The sequence below is a fragment of the Pseudomonas sp. H26/SER47-MNA-CIBAN-0231 genome, assembly GCF_040310465.1.
Taxonomy (GTDB): Bacteria; Pseudomonadota; Gammaproteobacteria; order Pseudomonadales; family Pseudomonadaceae; genus Aquipseudomonas; species Aquipseudomonas atacamensis.
Map to the genome: position 1 here is coordinate 414,204 of NZ_JBEOPW010000004.1, position 15,297 is coordinate 429,500.

The 15,297-nt window shown below is 61.1% G+C and carries 12 protein-coding genes, 3 tRNA genes and 1 riboswitch; of the genes, 14 read left to right on the top strand and 1 reads right to left on the bottom strand.

The genetic code is table 11. The features are described 5' to 3' along the window. Positions 1-241 precede the first annotated feature (241 nt). From AAEZ10_RS09320 to astE, 7 genes are all read left to right on the top strand, one after another. Complete coding sequence (locus AAEZ10_RS09320; protein WP_122704218.1) at positions 242-1,462, top strand: aspartate aminotransferase family protein; 1,221 nt, start codon at positions 242-244, stop codon at positions 1,460-1,462. 246 nt (positions 1,463-1,708) lie between these two features. After that, positions 1,709-2,728 (top strand): arginine/ornithine succinyltransferase subunit alpha, encoded by a 1,020-nt coding sequence (aruF, locus tag AAEZ10_RS09325; protein ID WP_024014015.1) that lies wholly within the window; start codon positions 1,709-1,711, stop codon positions 2,726-2,728. A 51-nt stretch (positions 2,729-2,779) separates the two neighbouring features. Beyond that, on the top strand, positions 2,780-3,805 hold the full coding sequence (gene astA, locus AAEZ10_RS09330) for an arginine N-succinyltransferase (RefSeq protein ID WP_024014014.1): 1,026 nt from the start codon (positions 2,780-2,782) through the stop codon (positions 3,803-3,805). Beyond that, positions 3,802-5,271, top strand: coding sequence for a succinylglutamate-semialdehyde dehydrogenase (gene astD / locus AAEZ10_RS09335; RefSeq protein ID WP_178372425.1), 1,470 nt, complete (start codon positions 3,802-3,804; stop codon positions 5,269-5,271). Before astA ends, astD begins: the two co-directional genes overlap by 4 nt. Positions 5,272-5,409: 138 nt before the next feature. After that, the gene (astB, locus tag AAEZ10_RS09340) at positions 5,410-6,756 is read left to right on the top strand and encodes an N-succinylarginine dihydrolase (RefSeq protein WP_071173304.1); all 1,347 of its coding nucleotides are present in this window, start codon (positions 5,410-5,412) and stop codon (positions 6,754-6,756) included. 57 nt (positions 6,757-6,813) lie between these two features. Next, positions 6,814-7,104 carry a hypothetical protein gene (locus tag AAEZ10_RS09345; RefSeq protein WP_016773591.1) on the top strand — a complete coding sequence of 97 codons (291 nt, stop codon included), beginning with the start codon at positions 6,814-6,816 and terminating at the stop codon, positions 7,102-7,104. A 12-nt stretch (positions 7,105-7,116) separates the two neighbouring features. Then, positions 7,117-8,124, top strand: coding sequence for a succinylglutamate desuccinylase (astE, locus tag AAEZ10_RS09350; RefSeq protein WP_350568905.1), 1,008 nt, complete (start codon positions 7,117-7,119; stop codon positions 8,122-8,124). A 156-nt stretch (positions 8,125-8,280) separates the two neighbouring features. Here the strand turns inward: astE and AAEZ10_RS09355 are convergent, their stop codons facing one another. After that, positions 8,281-8,790 (bottom strand): 6,7-dimethyl-8-ribityllumazine synthase, encoded by a 510-nt coding sequence (locus tag AAEZ10_RS09355; protein WP_076563870.1) that lies wholly within the window; start codon positions 8,788-8,790, stop codon positions 8,281-8,283. Positions 8,791-8,893: 103 nt separating this feature from the next. Further along, positions 8,894-9,065: riboswitch (FMN riboswitch) on the bottom strand. A gap of 275 nt (positions 9,066-9,340) precedes the next feature. On the opposite strand from AAEZ10_RS09355, the gene ltaE reads away from it, so the two are divergent. The 7 genes from ltaE (at position 9,341) to AAEZ10_RS09390 (ending at position 15,297) form a co-directional block, all read left to right on the top strand. Then, on the top strand, positions 9,341-10,345 hold the full coding sequence (gene ltaE / locus AAEZ10_RS09360; protein WP_350568907.1) for a low-specificity L-threonine aldolase: 1,005 nt from the start codon (positions 9,341-9,343) through the stop codon (positions 10,343-10,345). A gap of 146 nt (positions 10,346-10,491) precedes the next feature. Continuing rightward, a complete protein-coding gene (gene alaS, locus AAEZ10_RS09365; protein WP_073472130.1) occupies positions 10,492-13,107 on the top strand; it encodes an alanine--tRNA ligase in 2,616 nt (871 codons plus the stop codon). 90 nt (positions 13,108-13,197) lie between these two features. Continuing rightward, positions 13,198-14,439 (top strand): aspartate kinase, encoded by a 1,242-nt coding sequence (locus AAEZ10_RS09370; protein WP_016773595.1) that lies wholly within the window; start codon positions 13,198-13,200, stop codon positions 14,437-14,439. A 187-nt stretch (positions 14,440-14,626) separates the two neighbouring features. Continuing rightward, entirely contained in the window at positions 14,627-14,815 is a 189-nt protein-coding gene (gene csrA / locus AAEZ10_RS09375) for a carbon storage regulator CsrA (RefSeq protein WP_002554426.1), read from the top strand. A gap of 62 nt (positions 14,816-14,877) precedes the next feature. Then, positions 14,878-14,968, top strand: a tRNA-Ser gene (locus tag AAEZ10_RS09380). Between the two features lie 107 nt (positions 14,969-15,075). Next, positions 15,076-15,152 (top strand) — tRNA-Arg (locus AAEZ10_RS09385). Between the two features lie 72 nt (positions 15,153-15,224). Further along, positions 15,225-15,297, top strand: a tRNA-Arg gene (locus AAEZ10_RS09390).

Sequence of the window (15,297 nt, forward strand, 5' to 3'; positions counted from 1 at the left end):
GATATTTATGTCTCTGCCGTGGGGGCTGTCTTGGTATCCTGCGCGGCCTGCCGCAAATCGGCCGCGCCCGGTAAACTGCGCCTTTGCGACGCTATATGTCGCATTGCCGTAAACCCGGGAAAATCCGGGGTTTGCGCTATAAGAAGTTGTCGCTTGGCGACAAGGCCGGGCACCCAACTGTCCTTACAATCCCCTCATCGCTCGCCAGTTCCAGGCGGGTGTTCCTCTTCAGGAGACTCCGATGTCCGTTGAGCACGCTGCGGTACAACGCGCCGATTTCGACCAGGTAATGGTTCCCAACTACGCGCCTGCCGCTTTCATTCCGGTGCGTGGCGCCGGTTCCCGGGTCTGGGATCAGGCCGGCCGCGAGCTGATCGACTTCGCTGGCGGGATTGCCGTCAACGTCCTGGGCCACGCGCATCCGGCGCTGGTCGGTGCGTTGACCGAACAGGCGAACAAGCTGTGGCACGTGTCCAACGTGTTCACCAACGAACCGGCCCTGCGTCTGGCGCACAAGCTGATCGACGCCACGTTTGCCGAGCGCGTGTTCTTCTGCAACTCCGGCGCCGAAGCCAACGAGGCCGCATTCAAGCTGGCCCGTCGCGTCGCATTCGACCGTTTCGGCAGCGAGAAATACGAAATCATCGCCGCGCTGAACAGCTTCCACGGCCGTACCCTGTTCACCGTCAACGTCGGTGGCCAGTCGAAGTACTCCGACGGTTTCGGCCCGAAAATCACTGGCATCACCCACGTTCCCTACAACGATCTGGCCGCACTGAAAGCCGCGGTGTCCGAGAAGACCTGCGCGGTCGTGCTCGAGCCGATCCAGGGCGAGGGCGGCGTGCTGCCGGCCGAGCTGGCTTACCTGCAAGGTGCCCGCGAACTCTGCGATGCGAACAACGCCCTGCTGGTGTTCGACGAAGTGCAGACCGGCATGGGCCGCAGCGGCAAGCTGTTCGCCTACCAGCATTACGGCGTGACCCCGGACATCCTCACCAGCGCCAAGAGCCTGGGCGGCGGTTTCCCGATCGCGGCAATGATGACCACCGAAGCGCTGGCCAAACATCTGGTCGTCGGCACCCACGGCACCACCTACGGCGGCAACCCGCTGGCCTGCGCCGTCGCCGAAGCGGTGATCGACGTGGTCAACACTCCTGAAGTGTTGAACGGCGTGAACGCCAAGCACGACAAGTTCAAGACTCGCCTGCAACAGATCGGCGAGAAATACGGCCTGTTCACTCAGGTGCGTGGTCTCGGTTTGCTGATCGGTTGCGTGCTGAGCGACGCCTGGAAAGGCAAGGCCAAGGACATCTTCAACGCCGCCGAACAGGAAGGCCTGATGATTCTCCAGGCAGGTCCGGACGTGATCCGTTTCGCCCCGAGCCTGGTGGTGGAAGACGCCGATATCGACGCCGGTCTCGACCGCTTCGAACGTGCTGCAGCGAAGTTGACGCAAGCCTGATGGACCTTTCGGCGCCTGGAGTTTTTCCGGCGCCGAACCAATTTTTGATACCGGGCACATTCGCCTGTTGGATTGAACCTGTGGTGAGGGGATTTATCCCCGATGGGCTGCGCAGCGGCCCTAGATTTTTGGGGGTGCTTCGCCCCCCAGCGGGGATAAATCCCCTCGCCACAAGTCCCATTCCTGCATCGATCTTTATGTGGGCCCGGTTTTTTCTGTGAATATTGAAGAGAAAGGAGTGACACCATGCTGGTGATGCGCCCTGCGCAAATGGCTGATCTGGGCGAGGTACAGCGTCTGGCTGCGGACAGCCCGATTGGTGTCACTTCCTTGCCGGATGACGTGGAACGTCTGAGCGACAAGATCGCCGCGAGCGAAGCTTCGTTTGCCGCCGAAGTGAGCTTCAACGGTGAAGAGAGCTACTTCTTTGTCCTCGAAGACTCGAGCACCGGCAAACTGGTCGGCTGCTCGGCCATCGTCGCTTCGGCCGGTTATTCGGAGCCGTTCTACAGCTTCCGCAACGAGACTTTCGTCCACGCCTCCCGCGAGCTGAAGATCCACAACAAGATCCACGTGCTTTCGCAGTGCCACGACCTGACCGGCAACAGCTTGCTGACCAGTTTCTACGTGCAGCGCGAGCTGGTCGGATCGCCGTGGGCCGAGCTCAATTCCCGTGGCCGTCTGCTGTTCGTCGCCAGCCACCCGGAGCGTTTTGCCGATTCGGTGGTGACCGAGATCGTCGGTTACAGCGACGAGAATGGCGACTCGCCGTTCTGGGATGCGATCGGGCGTAACTTCTTCGACCTCAACTACGCCGAGGCCGAGCGCCTGTGCGGGCTGAAAAGCCGCACCTTCCTCGCCGAGCTGATGCCGCATTACCCGATCTACGTGCCGCTGCTGCCGGATTCCGCCCAAGAGGCGATGGGCCAAGTGCACCCACGGGCGCAGATCACCTTCGACATCCTGATGCGCGAAGGCTTCGAGACTGATCACTACATCGACATCTTCGACGGCGGCCCGACCCTGCATGCGCGGGTTTCCGGGATCCGTTCGATCGCCCAGAGCCGCGTGGTGCCGGTGAAGATCGGCGAGCCGGTCAAAGGCGCCGGGCGTCAGTACCTGGTGGCCAACGCACAGTTGCAGGATTATCGCGCGGTGTTGCTGGAGCTGGATTACGCGCCGGGCAAACCGGTGACGCTGGATATGGAAGCAGCCGAAGCCCTGGGCGTCGGTGAAGGTGCCAGCGTGCGCCTGGTGGCGGTTTAACGCCTTAGCGAGTTTCACGGGTGGCGCGAGCGGCCCGTTTGAGGAGATAGCATGATTGTTCGTCCCGTACGCAGCAGCGATTTATCCGCGCTGATCGACCTGGCCCGCAGCACCGGCACCGGCCTGACTACCTTGCCGGCCAACGAAGAGCGCCTGACCCACCGGGTCGGCTGGGCCGAGAAGACCTTTCGCGGCGAAGCCGGGCGTGGCGATGCCGACTATCTGTTCGTGCTCGAAGACGATGACGGCCGCGTGGTGGGGATTTCCGCCATCGCCGGTGCGGTCGGCCTGCGTGAGCCCTGGTACAACTTCCGCGTCGGTCTGACGGTCAGCGCTTCGCAAGAGCTGAACATCTACCGCGAAATCCCGACGCTGTTTCTGGCCAACGACCTGACCGGCAATTCCGAGCTGTGCTCGCTGTTCCTGCACGCCGATTACCGCAACGGCCTGAACGGCCGGATGCTGTCCAAGGCGCGCATGCTGTTCATCGCTGAGTTCCCGGAGCTGTTCGGTAACAAGATCATCGCCGAAATGCGTGGCGTGTCCGATGACGCCGGGCGCTCGCCGTTCTGGGAAAGCCTCGGCCGCCATTTCTTCAAGATGGAATTCAGCCAGGCCGATTACCTGACCGGCGTCGGCAACAAGGCGTTCATCGCCGAACTGATGCCGAAATTCCCGCTGTACACCTGCTTCCTCTCGCCGGACGCGCGCAACGTCATCGGCCAGGTGCACCCGGACACCGAACCGGCGTTGGCCATGCTCAAGAGCGAAGGCTTCAGCTATCAGGGTTACGTCGACATCTTCGACGCCGGCCCGGCCATCGAATGCGAAACCAGCAAGATCCGCGCGGTGCGTGACAGCGAAGCGCTGGTGCTGGCCGTCGGCACGCCGGGCGATGACGCCACGCCGTTCATCATCCACAACCGCAAGCGTGAGGATTGCCGCATCACGGCTGCCCCAGCGCGTCTGGCTGCGGGCACCCTGGTGGTCGATCCGCAGACCGCGAAACGTCTTCAACTCAGCGCCGGCGATCAGGTTCGCGCCGTGGCGCTGTCCGCTGCACGGGAGTCGAAATAATGAATTCGCTATACATCGCAGGTGAGTGGCTGGCCGGTCAGGGCGAAGCTTTCCAATCGCTGAATCCGGTAACCCAGCAAGTGCTGTGGGCGGGTGAGGGCGCCACTGCCGCGCAGGTCGAGTCGGCGGTTCAGGCTGCTCGCCAGGCATTTCCTCAGTGGGCACGTCGCACCCTCGAGGAGCGCATCAGCGTCCTCGAAGCTTTTGCTGCTGCGTTGAAAAACCACGCTGACGAACTGGCTCGCACCATCGGCGAAGAAACCGGCAAACCGCTGTGGGAAGCTGCGACCGAAGTCACCAGCATGGTCAACAAGATCGCGATTTCGGTGCAGAGCTACCGCGAGCGCACCGGCGAGAAGAGCGGCCCATTGGGCGACGCCACCGCCGTGTTGCGCCACAAGCCCCACGGCGTGGTCGCGGTGTTCGGCCCTTACAACTTCCCCGGTCACCTGCCTAACGGTCATATCGTCCCGGCGCTGCTGGCCGGTAACAGCGTGCTGTTCAAGCCCAGCGAACTGACGCCGAAAGTCGCCGAGCTGACGGTCAAGTGCTGGATCGAAGCCGGTCTGCCGGCAGGCGTGTTGAACCTGCTGCAAGGCGCGCGGGAAACCGGTATCGCTCTGGCGGCGAACCCGGGTATCGACGGTCTGTTCTTCACCGGTTCGAGCCGCACCGGCAATCACCTGCACCAGCAATTCGCCGGGCGTCCGGACAAGATTCTTGCGCTGGAGATGGGCGGCAACAACCCGCTGGTGGTCGATCAGGTCGCTGATCTGGACGCGGCGGTGTACACCATCATTCAGTCGGCGTTCATTTCCGCCGGCCAGCGCTGCACCTGCGCCCGCCGTCTGCTGGTGCCGCAAGGCGCGTGGGGCGACAGCCTGCTCAAGCGACTGGTGGAAGTCAGTTCGACTATTGAAGTCGGTGCGTTCGATCAGCAACCGGCACCGTTCATGGGCTCGGTGATTTCCCTCGGCGCGGCGAAAGCGTTGATGGATGCGCAGGAACAACTGCTGGCCAACGGCGCGGTGGCGCTGCTGGAAATGACTCAGCCGCAAGCGCAATCGGCCTTGCTGACTCCGGGCATTGTCGATGTGACGGCCGTGGCCGAGCGTCCGGACGAAGAGCTGTTCGGGCCGCTGCTGCAAGTGATCCGCTATGCCGATTTCGGCGCCGCGATCAGTGAAGCCAACAACACCGCTTATGGACTGGCCGCCGGTTTGCTCTCCGATTCTGAAGCGCGTTATCAGCAGTTCTGGCTGGAAAGCCGCGCCGGCATCGTCAACTGGAACAAACAGCTGACCGGCGCCGCGAGCAGCGCGCCGTTCGGCGGCGTCGGCGCCTCGGGCAACCACCGCGCCAGCGCCTATTACGCAGCGGATTACTGCGCGTACCCGGTGGCGTCGCTGGAAACCCCGAGCCTGGTGCTGCCTGCTGCCCTGACACCCGGCGTGAAAATGGCGTAGCGCCCATTCGCGAGCAGGCTCGCTCCCACAGGGAAATGCATTCCAGTGTGGGAGCGAGCCTGCTCGCGAAGGCCGCACCTCGGTCTTAAAGAATAGTTACTGAAGCCTATAACAACAGATTCTCGTGGAGCCTCGCTGATGAAATCCTATGAAGTCAATTTTGACGGTCTAGTGGGGCCGACCCATAACTACGGTGGTCTGTCCTACGGCAACGTCGCCTCGCAGAGCAACAGTCAGCAATCCTCGAATCCGAAGGAAGCGGCGCTGCAAGGTCTGGCCAAAATGAAAGCGCTGATGGACATGGGCTTTCAGCAAGGCGTGCTGGCTCCGCAGGAACGTCCTGATGTGGCGGCGCTGCGCCGTCTGGGCTTCAGCGGCACTGACGCGCAGGTGATCGAGCGCGCCGCCAAAGAAGCGATGCCGCTGCTGGTCGCCAGTTGCTCGGCGTCGAGCATGTGGGTGGCCAACGCCGCCACGGTCAGCCCAAGTGCCGACACCGCTGACGGCCGCGTGCACTTCACCGCTGCCAACCTCAATTGCAAATACCACCGCAGCATCGAACACCCGACCACCAGCCGCGTGCTCGGCGCGATGTTCGCCAATCAACAGCACTTCGCCCATCACGCCGCTTTGCCGGCAGTGGCGCAGTTTGGCGACGAAGGCGCGGCCAACCACACGCGTTTCTGCCGTGAGTACGGCGAGGCGGGCGTCGAGTTCTTCGTGTTCGGCCGCAGTGCGTTCGACAACCGCTTCCCGGCGCCGCAGAAATACCCTGCACGCCAGACCCTCGAAGCCTCGCAAGCCGTGGCGCGTCTGCACGGTCTGCGTGACGAAGGCGTGGTCTACGCGCAGCAGAACCCCAACGTTATCGATCAGGGCGTGTTCCACAACGACGTGATCGCCGTGGGCAATGGTGAAGTGCTGTTCTATCACGAGGACGCGTTCCTCGAGACCGACAAGATGCTCGCCGAACTGCAAGGCAAACTGGCCAAGGTCGGCGGTAACTTCCAGTCCGTTTGCGTGCCGCGTTCGGCGGTCACCGTGGATGACGCGGTGCGTTCCTACCTGTTCAACAGCCAATTGCTCTCGCGTGCCGATGGCTCGATGCTGCTGATCGTGCCGCAGGAATGCCAGGCCAACGAACGCGTCTGGGCTTATCTGCAAAGCCTGACCAGTTCCGGCGGGCTGATCCGCGAAGTGAAGGTCTTCGATCTCAAGCAAAGCATGCAGAACGGCGGTGGCCCGGCGTGCCTGCGTCTGCGCGTGGCGCTGAATGAAACCGAACTGGCGGCGGTCAACCCAGGGGTTATCATGACGGCCCCGTTGTACGGTTCGTTGACCGCATGGGTTGAAAAGCACTACCGCGACCGCCTGAGCGAAACCGACCTGGCGGACCCGCAGTTGCTGCTTGAATGCCGGACGGCACTGGATGAACTGACGCAAATCCTTAAACTGGGCGCGGTTTATCCCTTCCAGATCAATTGATCGCCAGCGCGCTGCCTGAACGTGGCGCGCGGCGTGTCACCCCAAGAGAGTAAAAACATGAGCGATTCCCTGCAGCTGATCCTTGAAGACACCGACGGCACGCAATTGCAAACCTCGTGCACCCGCGTTGCGGTCATGTGGCAAGGCAAAGAGCTGTGGATCCAGCAGGACGGCCGTGGCCAGCTGCTCATCGGCGTGGACGTCGAGGAAGGTGACGAAGAGTACGCCAACCTGCTGCTGCGCCCATTGGCGACTAATCTGGTAAGTCTGCAACTGGAAATGGAACCGGCTGACCTCGGCGCTGACGAGGATCACGTACACGGCCCGGATTGCAACCACGACCACTAAGGAAACCGCTCTATGCTCGCCCTCGGCAAACTGCTTGAACTGACCCTCGCCGGCCGCGAACCGGCGGAGAAGACTCAACTGACTGTCGAAGGCGTGCGCATGCGCTGGTTGAGCGAAGGGGCGCTGGAAGTGCGGCCCCCGGAAGCGCGCGACAATGGCCTGGACCTGCTGCTGTCGGCAGGCATCCATGGCAACGAAACGGCACCGATCGAGTTGCTTGATCGGCTGCTGCACGACATCGCACGCGGCGATCTCAAGCCGCGCGCACGCATTCTGTTCCTGTTCGGCAACCCGGAAGCGATTCGCAAGGGCGAGCGTTTCGTCGAGCAGGATGTCAATCGACTGTTCAACGGTCGCCACGAACAAAGCAGCGGCTCGGAAGCGTTGCGCGCCTGTGAGCTGGAACGGCTGGCGGCGAGTTTCTTCAGCAAGCCCGAGCGCCAGCGTCTGCACTACGACCTGCACACCGCGATTCGCGGTTCGAAGATCGAACAGTTCGCCTTGTACTCGTGGAAGGAAGGGCGCCAGCATTCCCGTCGCGAACTGGCGCGCCTGCGCGCCGCCGGCATGGAAGCAGTGCTGTTGCAGAACAAGCCATCCATCGTCTTCAGTTCGTACACCTACGACAAACTCGACGCCGAGGCTTTCACCCTGGAACTGGGCAAGGCGCGGCCGTTCGGGCAGAACGACGGCGTTAACGTTTCACTGCTGGAAACCCGTCTGAAGCAGATCATCGAAGGCACTGAGCCGGAGACAGAAGAAGGGCTGGACGGCTTGCAGCTGTTCAGCGTGGCGCGGGAAATCATCAAGCACAGCGATGCGTTCCGCCTGAATCTGCCGGCGGACATCGAGAACTTTTCCGAGCTGGAGCCGGGTTATGTGCTGGCCGAAGACCTGGCCAATACCCGCTGGGTGATCGAAGAGCAGGGCGCGCGGATCATCTTCCCCAACCCCAAGGTCAAGAACGGCCTGCGCGCCGGCATCCTCATCGTCCCGAGCACCGAAGAAAACCTCGCCTGACGTTCCGATTAACGCGAAGCACTGTGGGAGCGAGCCTGCTCGCGAATGCTGACTGTATGCCAACTTCTTTGGTGGCTGACACGGCGCCTTCGCGAGCAGGCTCGCTCCCACATTTGAATTCGGGTGGGGCTTAAGTCCCCACCCGGCCTGGTGCAGTCAGACCGCTACAGCGCGCGGCTCTGTACGACGCAGCGCACGAACTTTCTGCAGCGTGTCCGCGCAAGTCCGCGCTGCTTCCTGGCCCTTGTGCACAAAGTGCTCGAAGAAGAACTTCTGATGCTCTTCGCCCGAATGGAAGTGATGCGGGGTCAGCGACACCGAGAACACCGGCACTTCGGTTTCCAACTGCACCTGCATCAGGCCGCTGACCACCGATTGCGCAACGAACTCGTGGCGGTAAATGCCGCCGTCCACCACCAGGGCGGCGGCGACGATGCCGGCGTAACGGCCGGACTTGGCCAGCAGCTTGGCGTGCAGCGGCATTTCAAAGGCGCCGCCGACTTCAAAGAAATCGATGTCCGATTCCTGATAACCCTGCACCAGCATTTCAGCGACGAAGCCTTTACGGCTCTGGTCGACGATTTCCTTGTGCCAGCAGGCCTGGATGAACGCGACGCGCTCGCCCTGTGGGTGTTTGCTTTTGCTGTCGATAGCGGTGGGTTGCATGTTCTGACTCCTGTTTGTGTGAAAAACAGGGCGTTATGAATCGAAAGGGATGCAAGGGTGCGAGCGCAGGCACAAGTGCACGCGGACGGCCCTTTGGCGTCGATCCCGTTCTCTCTTCATCCGGACTATGACCGTCGGCCCCGGAATCACACCGGGTCTGCTGACCTTGCCGACGCACCCGACTCAAGTCGTGTGCAGCGCCAAGCGCTCGCGGGCTATGCGCGTTGCGCGCAATTACCGCCGGTGGGGAATTGCACCCCGCCCTGAGAACGTTTGTGCCGCCCAATCTCGGGCAGCGCGCAGTTTGTAACACATATTTTTCGGTCCTGCACAGAACCTGTGGGAGCGAACTTGCTCGCGAAAGCGGCTTCACATTCAACGAATATGCTGCCTGTTACTGCTCTTTCGCGAGCAGGCTCGCTCCCACATGGATTGTGCTTTTTCCTGAGGACGGTGATTTTTCCTTCTTCAAGGCTTGATTAATCCGCGCCATGACCGCAGTAATCCCACTTCACAAAGGGATTTCCCCATCTGACCAGAGGCCAGGTTCATGAGCGTTATCGATCTTCGCAGCGACACCGTCACTCAACCGACTACAGCCATGCTCGATGCGATGACCGCAGCGGACACCGGAGACGACGTGTACGGCGAAGATCCGACGGTCAATCGCCTCGAGGCAGAACTGGCCGAGCGCCTGGGCTTTGCTGCTGCGCTGTTCGTGCCGACCGGGACCATGAGCAACCTGCTCGGCCTGATGGCGCACTGCGAGCGTGGCGATGAGTACATCGTCGGTCAACAGGCGCACACCTATAAGTACGAAGGTGGCGGGGCGGCGGTGCTCGGCTCGATTCAGCCGCAGCCGCTGGAGGTGCAGGCCGACGGTTCGCTGGATCTGGATCAGGTCGCCGCCGCGATCAAACCGGACGATTTCCATTTCGCACGCACGCGTTTGCTGGCGCTGGAAAACACCATGCAGGGCAAAGTGCTGCCGCTGGAATATCTGGCGCGCGCCCGACGCTTTACGCAGGAGCATGGCCTGCAATTGCACCTCGACGGGGCGCGTTTGTACAACGCGGCGGTCAAGCTTGGCGTCGATGCCCGGGAGATCACCCAGCACTTCGATTCGGTGTCGGTGTGCCTGTCCAAAGGGCTCGGCGCGCCGGTCGGCTCGGTGCTGTGCGGTTCCGAGCAACTGATCGGCAAAGCGCGGCGTTTGCGCAAAATGGTCGGTGGCGGCATGCGTCAGGCCGGGTTGCTCGCGGCGGCTGGCTTGTACGCGCTGGATCATCACGTCGAACGGCTGGCGGATGACCATGCCAACGCGCAGTTGCTCGCCGAGGGTCTGCGTGAGGCCGGTTTCGTCGTCGAACCCGTGCAAACCAACATGGTTTATGTGCAAATGGGCGACAGGGCCGCAGCACTCAAGGACTTTGCCGGCGAACGCGGGATCAGGCTCAGCGCCGCTGCGCGCTTGCGCATGGTCACGCACATGGACGTCAGCCGCGCGCAAATCGAACAAGTGATCGCGACATTCGTCGAGTTTTCACGCAAGTGACAGCGTCAGCCGTCCAATTGACCGTTTCTATCGTATAAACACGCTGTACCCCGCGCGCAGGGCCGATATAATGCGGCCCTTTGCCGTCGCTTCGTCTCATGACGTTTCGAACAGGCCTTTGGCCGCAGCCTCCGTGGAAGAACCTAATGAAAAGCGCAGAAATCCGTGAAGCCTTCCTTCGCTTCTTCGAAGAGCAAGGCCACACCCGTGTAGCCTCCAGCTCTTTGATTCCGGGCAACGACCCAACCCTGCTGTTCACCAACGCGGGGATGAACCAGTTCAAGGACTGCTTCCTGGGCCAGGAAAAACGTGCGTACACCCGTGCCACCAGCAGCCAGAAATGCGTGCGCGCCGGCGGCAAGAACAGTGACCTGGAAAACGTCGGTTATACCGCGCGTCACCACACGTTCTTCGAAATGCTCGGTAACTTCAGCTTCGGCGACTACTTCAAGCACGACGCGATCACCTTCGCCTGGACCTTTCTGACTGGCGTGCTGAAGCTGCCGAAGGAAAAGCTCTGGGTCACCGTCTACGCTACCGACGACGAAGCGTATGACATCTGGACACAGAAAATCGGTGTGCCCGCCGAGCGCATGATCCGCATCGGCGACAACAAGGGTGCGCCGTACGCTTCCGACAACTTCTGGACCATGGGCGATACCGGCCCGTGCGGCCCGTGCACCGAGATTTTCTACGACCACGGCGAGCACATCTGGGGCGGCCCGCCGGGCTCGCCGGAAGAAGATGGCGACCGCTACATCGAAATCTGGAACAACGTGTTCATGCAGTTCAACCGCACCGCCGATGGCGTGTTGCATCCGTTGCCAGCGCCGTCGGTGGACACCGGCATGGGCCTGGAGCGGATCAGTGCGGTGATGCAGCACGTCAACTCCAACTACGACATCGACCTGTTCAAGAACCTGCTCAAGGCTTCGGCTGAAGCGATCGGCTGCGAAAACGGCGATCAGTCGTCGCTCAAAGTCGTCTCCGACCACATCCGTTCCTGCGGTTTCCTGATTGCCGATGGCGTGCTGCCGTCCAACGAAGGTCGCGGTTACGTACTGCGCCGGATCATCCGTCGCGCCTGCCGTCACGGCAACAAGCTCGGCGCCAGCGGCAGCTTCTTCTACAAGATCGTCGCGGCGCTGGTCGCCGAAATGGGCGAAGCCTTCCCGGAACTGCAGAAGCAGCAAAGCAACATCGAGCGCGTGCTCAAGGCTGAAGAAGAGCAGTTCTCCAAGACCCTGGAGCACGGCCTGAAAATCCTCGAGCAGGATCTGGCCGAGCTCAAAGGCACCGTGGTGCCGGGCGACGTGGTGTTCAAGCTCTACGACACCTACGGTTTCCCGATGGACCTGACCGCCGATATCGCCCGCGAGCGCGGCCTGACCGTCGACGAAGCCGGTTTCGAGCGCGAGATGGAAGCTCAGCGTGTTCGCGCGCGTTCGGCCAGCTCGTTCGGTCTGGACTACAACACCCTGGTCAAGGTCGACGTGGCCACCGAGTTCACCGGTTACGCCGCCACCAGCGGCTCGGCGAAAATCGTTGCCATCTATAAGGATGGCCAGTCGGTCGACGTGCTGAGCGAAGGTCAGGAAGGCGTAATCGTGCTCAACCAGACGCCGTTCTACGCCGAATCCGGTGGCCAGATCGGCGACTGCGGTTTCATTCAGGCCGGCAGCAGCCGCTTCGACGTGCGCGACACCACCAAGACCGGCGGCGCATTCCTGCACCACGGCGTGCTGGCCTCGGGCAGCCTGACCATTGGCGCGCCGGTGGAAACCCACGTCGACGCCGAAGTGCGTCACGCCACCGCGCTGAACCACTCGGCCACTCACTTGCTGCACGCCGCGCTGCGTCAGGTGCTCGGTGAGCATGTGCAGCAGAAAGGTTCGCTGGTCGACAGTCAGCGCCTGCGTTTCGACTTCAGCCACTTCGAAGCGATCAAGCCAGAACAGATCAAGCAGCTGGAAGACATCGTCAACGCCGAGATTCGCAAGAACTCCGCCGTTGAAACCGAAGAAACCGACATCGAAACCGCGAAGAACAAAGGCGCCATGGCGCTGTTCGGCGAGAAGTACGGCGACAGCGTGCGCGTGCTGAGCATGGGCGACTTCTCGGTTGAACTGTGCGGCGGTATCCACGCCAACCGTACCGGCGACATCGGCCTGCTGAAAATCATCAGCGAAGGCGGTGTGGCATCGGGCGTGCGTCGTATCGAGGCAGTCACCGGTGCTGCGGCGCTGGCCTACTTGAACGCGGCGGAAGAACAACTCAAGGAAGCGGCCAGCCTGGTCAAGGGCAGCCGCGACAACCTGATCGACAAGCTCTCGGCGGTACTGGAGCGCAACCGTCTGCTGGAGAAACAACTCGAGCAGTTGCAGGCCAAGGCAGCCAGCGCGGCGGGCGACGATCTGTCGGCCTCGGCGGTGGACGTCAAGGATGTGAAGGTTTTGGCCGCCCGTCTGGACGGTCAGGATGGCAAAGCGCTGCTGGCGCTGGTCGATCAGCTGAAAAACAAACTCGGCCGCGCAGTGATCCTGCTCGGCGGTGTCCATGAGGAAAAGGTCGTACTGGTTGCAGGCGTAACCAAGGACCTGACTGGCCAACTCAAAGCCGGTGATTTGATGAAACAGGCTGCTGCGGCAGTGGGCGGGAAGGGCGGTGGTCGTCCGGACATGGCGCAGGGCGGCGGTGTCGATGCCGCTGCGCTGGATGGCGCGCTGGCGCTGACCGTTCCATTCGTCGAGCAGGCTTTATAAGACGGCTCGCCGGCCCCGCTGTCTAGTGGCGGGCCCGGCGACTGTTCGAAAGATTATTGGGCGCCCTTCATGGGCAGAGGCGGCTTTGAAATGGCTTTGATCGTACAGAAATTTGGAGGCACCTCGGTCGGCACTGTCGAGAGAATCGAGCAGGTCGCCGACAAGGTTAAGAAATTCCGCGATGCCGGCGATGACCTGGTGGTTGTGCTGTCTGCAATGAGCGGCGAAACCAACCGTCTGATCGATCTGGCCAAGCAAATCAGTGGCGAGGCACAACCGGTTCCGCGCGAGCTGGACGTGATCGTGTCCACCGGTGAGCAGGTGACGATTGCCCTGTTGGCCATGGCGCTGATCAAGCGCGGTGTGCCGGCGGTGTCGTACACCGGCAATCAGGTGCGAATCCTGACTGACAGTGCGCACAATAAAGCGCGTATCTTGCAGATTGATGACCAGAAGATTCGCGGTGATCTGAAGGCTGGCCGTGTGGTGGTTGTCGCCGGTTTCCAGGGCGTCGACGAGCACGGCAACATCACCACCCTCGGTCGCGGCGGTTCCGATACCACCGGCGTGGCACTGGCGGCGGCCTTGAAGGCGGATGAATGCCAGATCTACACCGACGTCGACGGTGTCTACACCACCGACCCGCGTGTGGTGCCGGTTGCTCAGCGTCTGGACAAGATCACCTTCGAAGAGATGCTGGAAATGGCCAGCCTCGGTTCCAAGGTGCTGCAGATCCGTGCGGTGGAATTCGCCGGCAAGTACAACGTTCCGCTGCGCGTACTGCACAGCTTCAAGGAGGGTCCGGGCACCCTCATTACTATTGATGAAGAGGAAACCATGGAACAGCCGATCATTTCCGGCATCGCTTTCAACCGCGATGAAGCCAAGCTGACCATCCGTGGCGTGCCAGACACCCCGGGCGTGGCGTTCAAGATTCTCGGCCCGATCAGTGCCGCGAACATCGAAGTCGACATGATCGTGCAGAACGTCGCGCACGATAACACCACCGACTTCACCTTCACCGTGCACCGCAACGACTACCAGGCCGCACAGACTGTGCTGGAAAACACCGCTCGCGAGATCGGTGCCCGTGAAGTGGTCGGCGACACCAAGATCGCCAAGGTCTCGATCGTCGGCGTCGGCATGCGTTCCCACGCAGGCGTGGCCAGCCGCATGTTCGAATCCCTGGCGAAAGAAAGCATCAACATCCAGATGATCTCGACTTCGGAAATCAAGGTGTCCGTAGTGATCGAAGAGAAGTACCTGGAACTGGCCGTGCGCGCTCTGCACACGGCTTTCGAACTGGATGCTCCGGCCCGTCAGGGCGAGTAATCCGCTTCTGTGAAGGGCGCGGTCTGACCGCGCCCTTTATTTTTGAATGGCGCGAGCCCCGGAACTGTTCTTTTGCTCGCGCTGGTCAATACTCAGGCATGTAGGGCTACGATCGCTGCGGTTGTAGGTCGGGTGCCTTTTTTTTGCAGACTGTTGTCCCTGAAATGAATGGCGTAAGGAGAAAGGTATGCTGATTCTGACTCGTCGGTGCGCGGAAAGCCTGATTATCGGTGACGGCGAAATCACCGTGACCGTGCTCGGCGTCAAAGGAAACCAGGTGCGTATCGGCGTCAACGCTCCGAAAGAGGTTGCGGTGCACCGTGAGGAAATTTACCTGCGTATAAAGAAAGAGAAGGACGAAGAACCAAGCCATTAATTTTTATCGATTTTTATGTTTGCAAACGGGGAAGAAGCTGGTTAATATACGCCCCGTGTTGCGGAGAGCTGGCCGAGTGGCCGAAGGCGCTCCCCTGCTAAGGGAGTACACCTCAAAAGGGTGTCGGGGGTTCGAATCCCCCGTTCTCCGCCATTATTTGCTTAGTACGTCGTAATCTGGCTTCTTCTGTAAGTTGTTGAAATTACTAGAAAAAGTGTTTGACATAGAGATTAGACGGCCTATAATGCGCGGCAACAAATGCACTCGTAGCTCAGCTGGATAGAGTACTCGGCTACGAACCGAGCGGTCACAGGTTCGAATCCTGTCGAGTGCACCATTTAAGAGTTATTTGCTGTAAGGTGAGTAACTCGGCTTCAGCCAGTTGTGGTCTGGTTTAAAAACACAAAATGCACTCGTAGCTCAGCTGGATAGAGTACTCGGCTACGAACCGAGCGGTCACAGGTTCGAATCCTGTCGAGTGC

Bases quoted from the DNA above. Each gene is read 5' to 3' on its own strand.
- AAEZ10_RS09355 (WP_076563870.1), bottom strand. From the start codon at position 8,790: ATGCAACCCACCGCTATCGACAGCAAAAGCAAACACCCACAGGGCGAG.
- AAEZ10_RS09320 (WP_122704218.1), top strand. From the start codon at position 242: ATGTCCGTTGAGCACGCTGCGGTACAACGCGCCGATTTCGACCAGGTA.
- AAEZ10_RS09370 (WP_016773595.1), top strand. From the start codon at position 13,198: ATGGCTTTGATCGTACAGAAATTTGGAGGCACCTCGGTCGGCACTGTC.
- AAEZ10_RS09345 (WP_016773591.1), top strand. From the start codon at position 6,814: ATGAGCGATTCCCTGCAGCTGATCCTTGAAGACACCGACGGCACGCAA.
- csrA (WP_002554426.1), top strand. From the start codon at position 14,627: ATGCTGATTCTGACTCGTCGGTGCGCGGAAAGCCTGATTATCGGTGAC.
- alaS (WP_073472130.1), top strand. From the start codon at position 10,492: ATGAAAAGCGCAGAAATCCGTGAAGCCTTCCTTCGCTTCTTCGAAGAG.
- aruF (WP_024014015.1), top strand. From the start codon at position 1,709: ATGCTGGTGATGCGCCCTGCGCAAATGGCTGATCTGGGCGAGGTACAG.
- astA (WP_024014014.1), top strand. From the start codon at position 2,780: ATGATTGTTCGTCCCGTACGCAGCAGCGATTTATCCGCGCTGATCGAC.
- astE (WP_350568905.1), top strand. From the start codon at position 7,117: ATGCTCGCCCTCGGCAAACTGCTTGAACTGACCCTCGCCGGCCGCGAA.
- astB (WP_071173304.1), top strand. From the start codon at position 5,410: ATGAAATCCTATGAAGTCAATTTTGACGGTCTAGTGGGGCCGACCCAT.
- ltaE (WP_350568907.1), top strand. From the start codon at position 9,341: ATGAGCGTTATCGATCTTCGCAGCGACACCGTCACTCAACCGACTACA.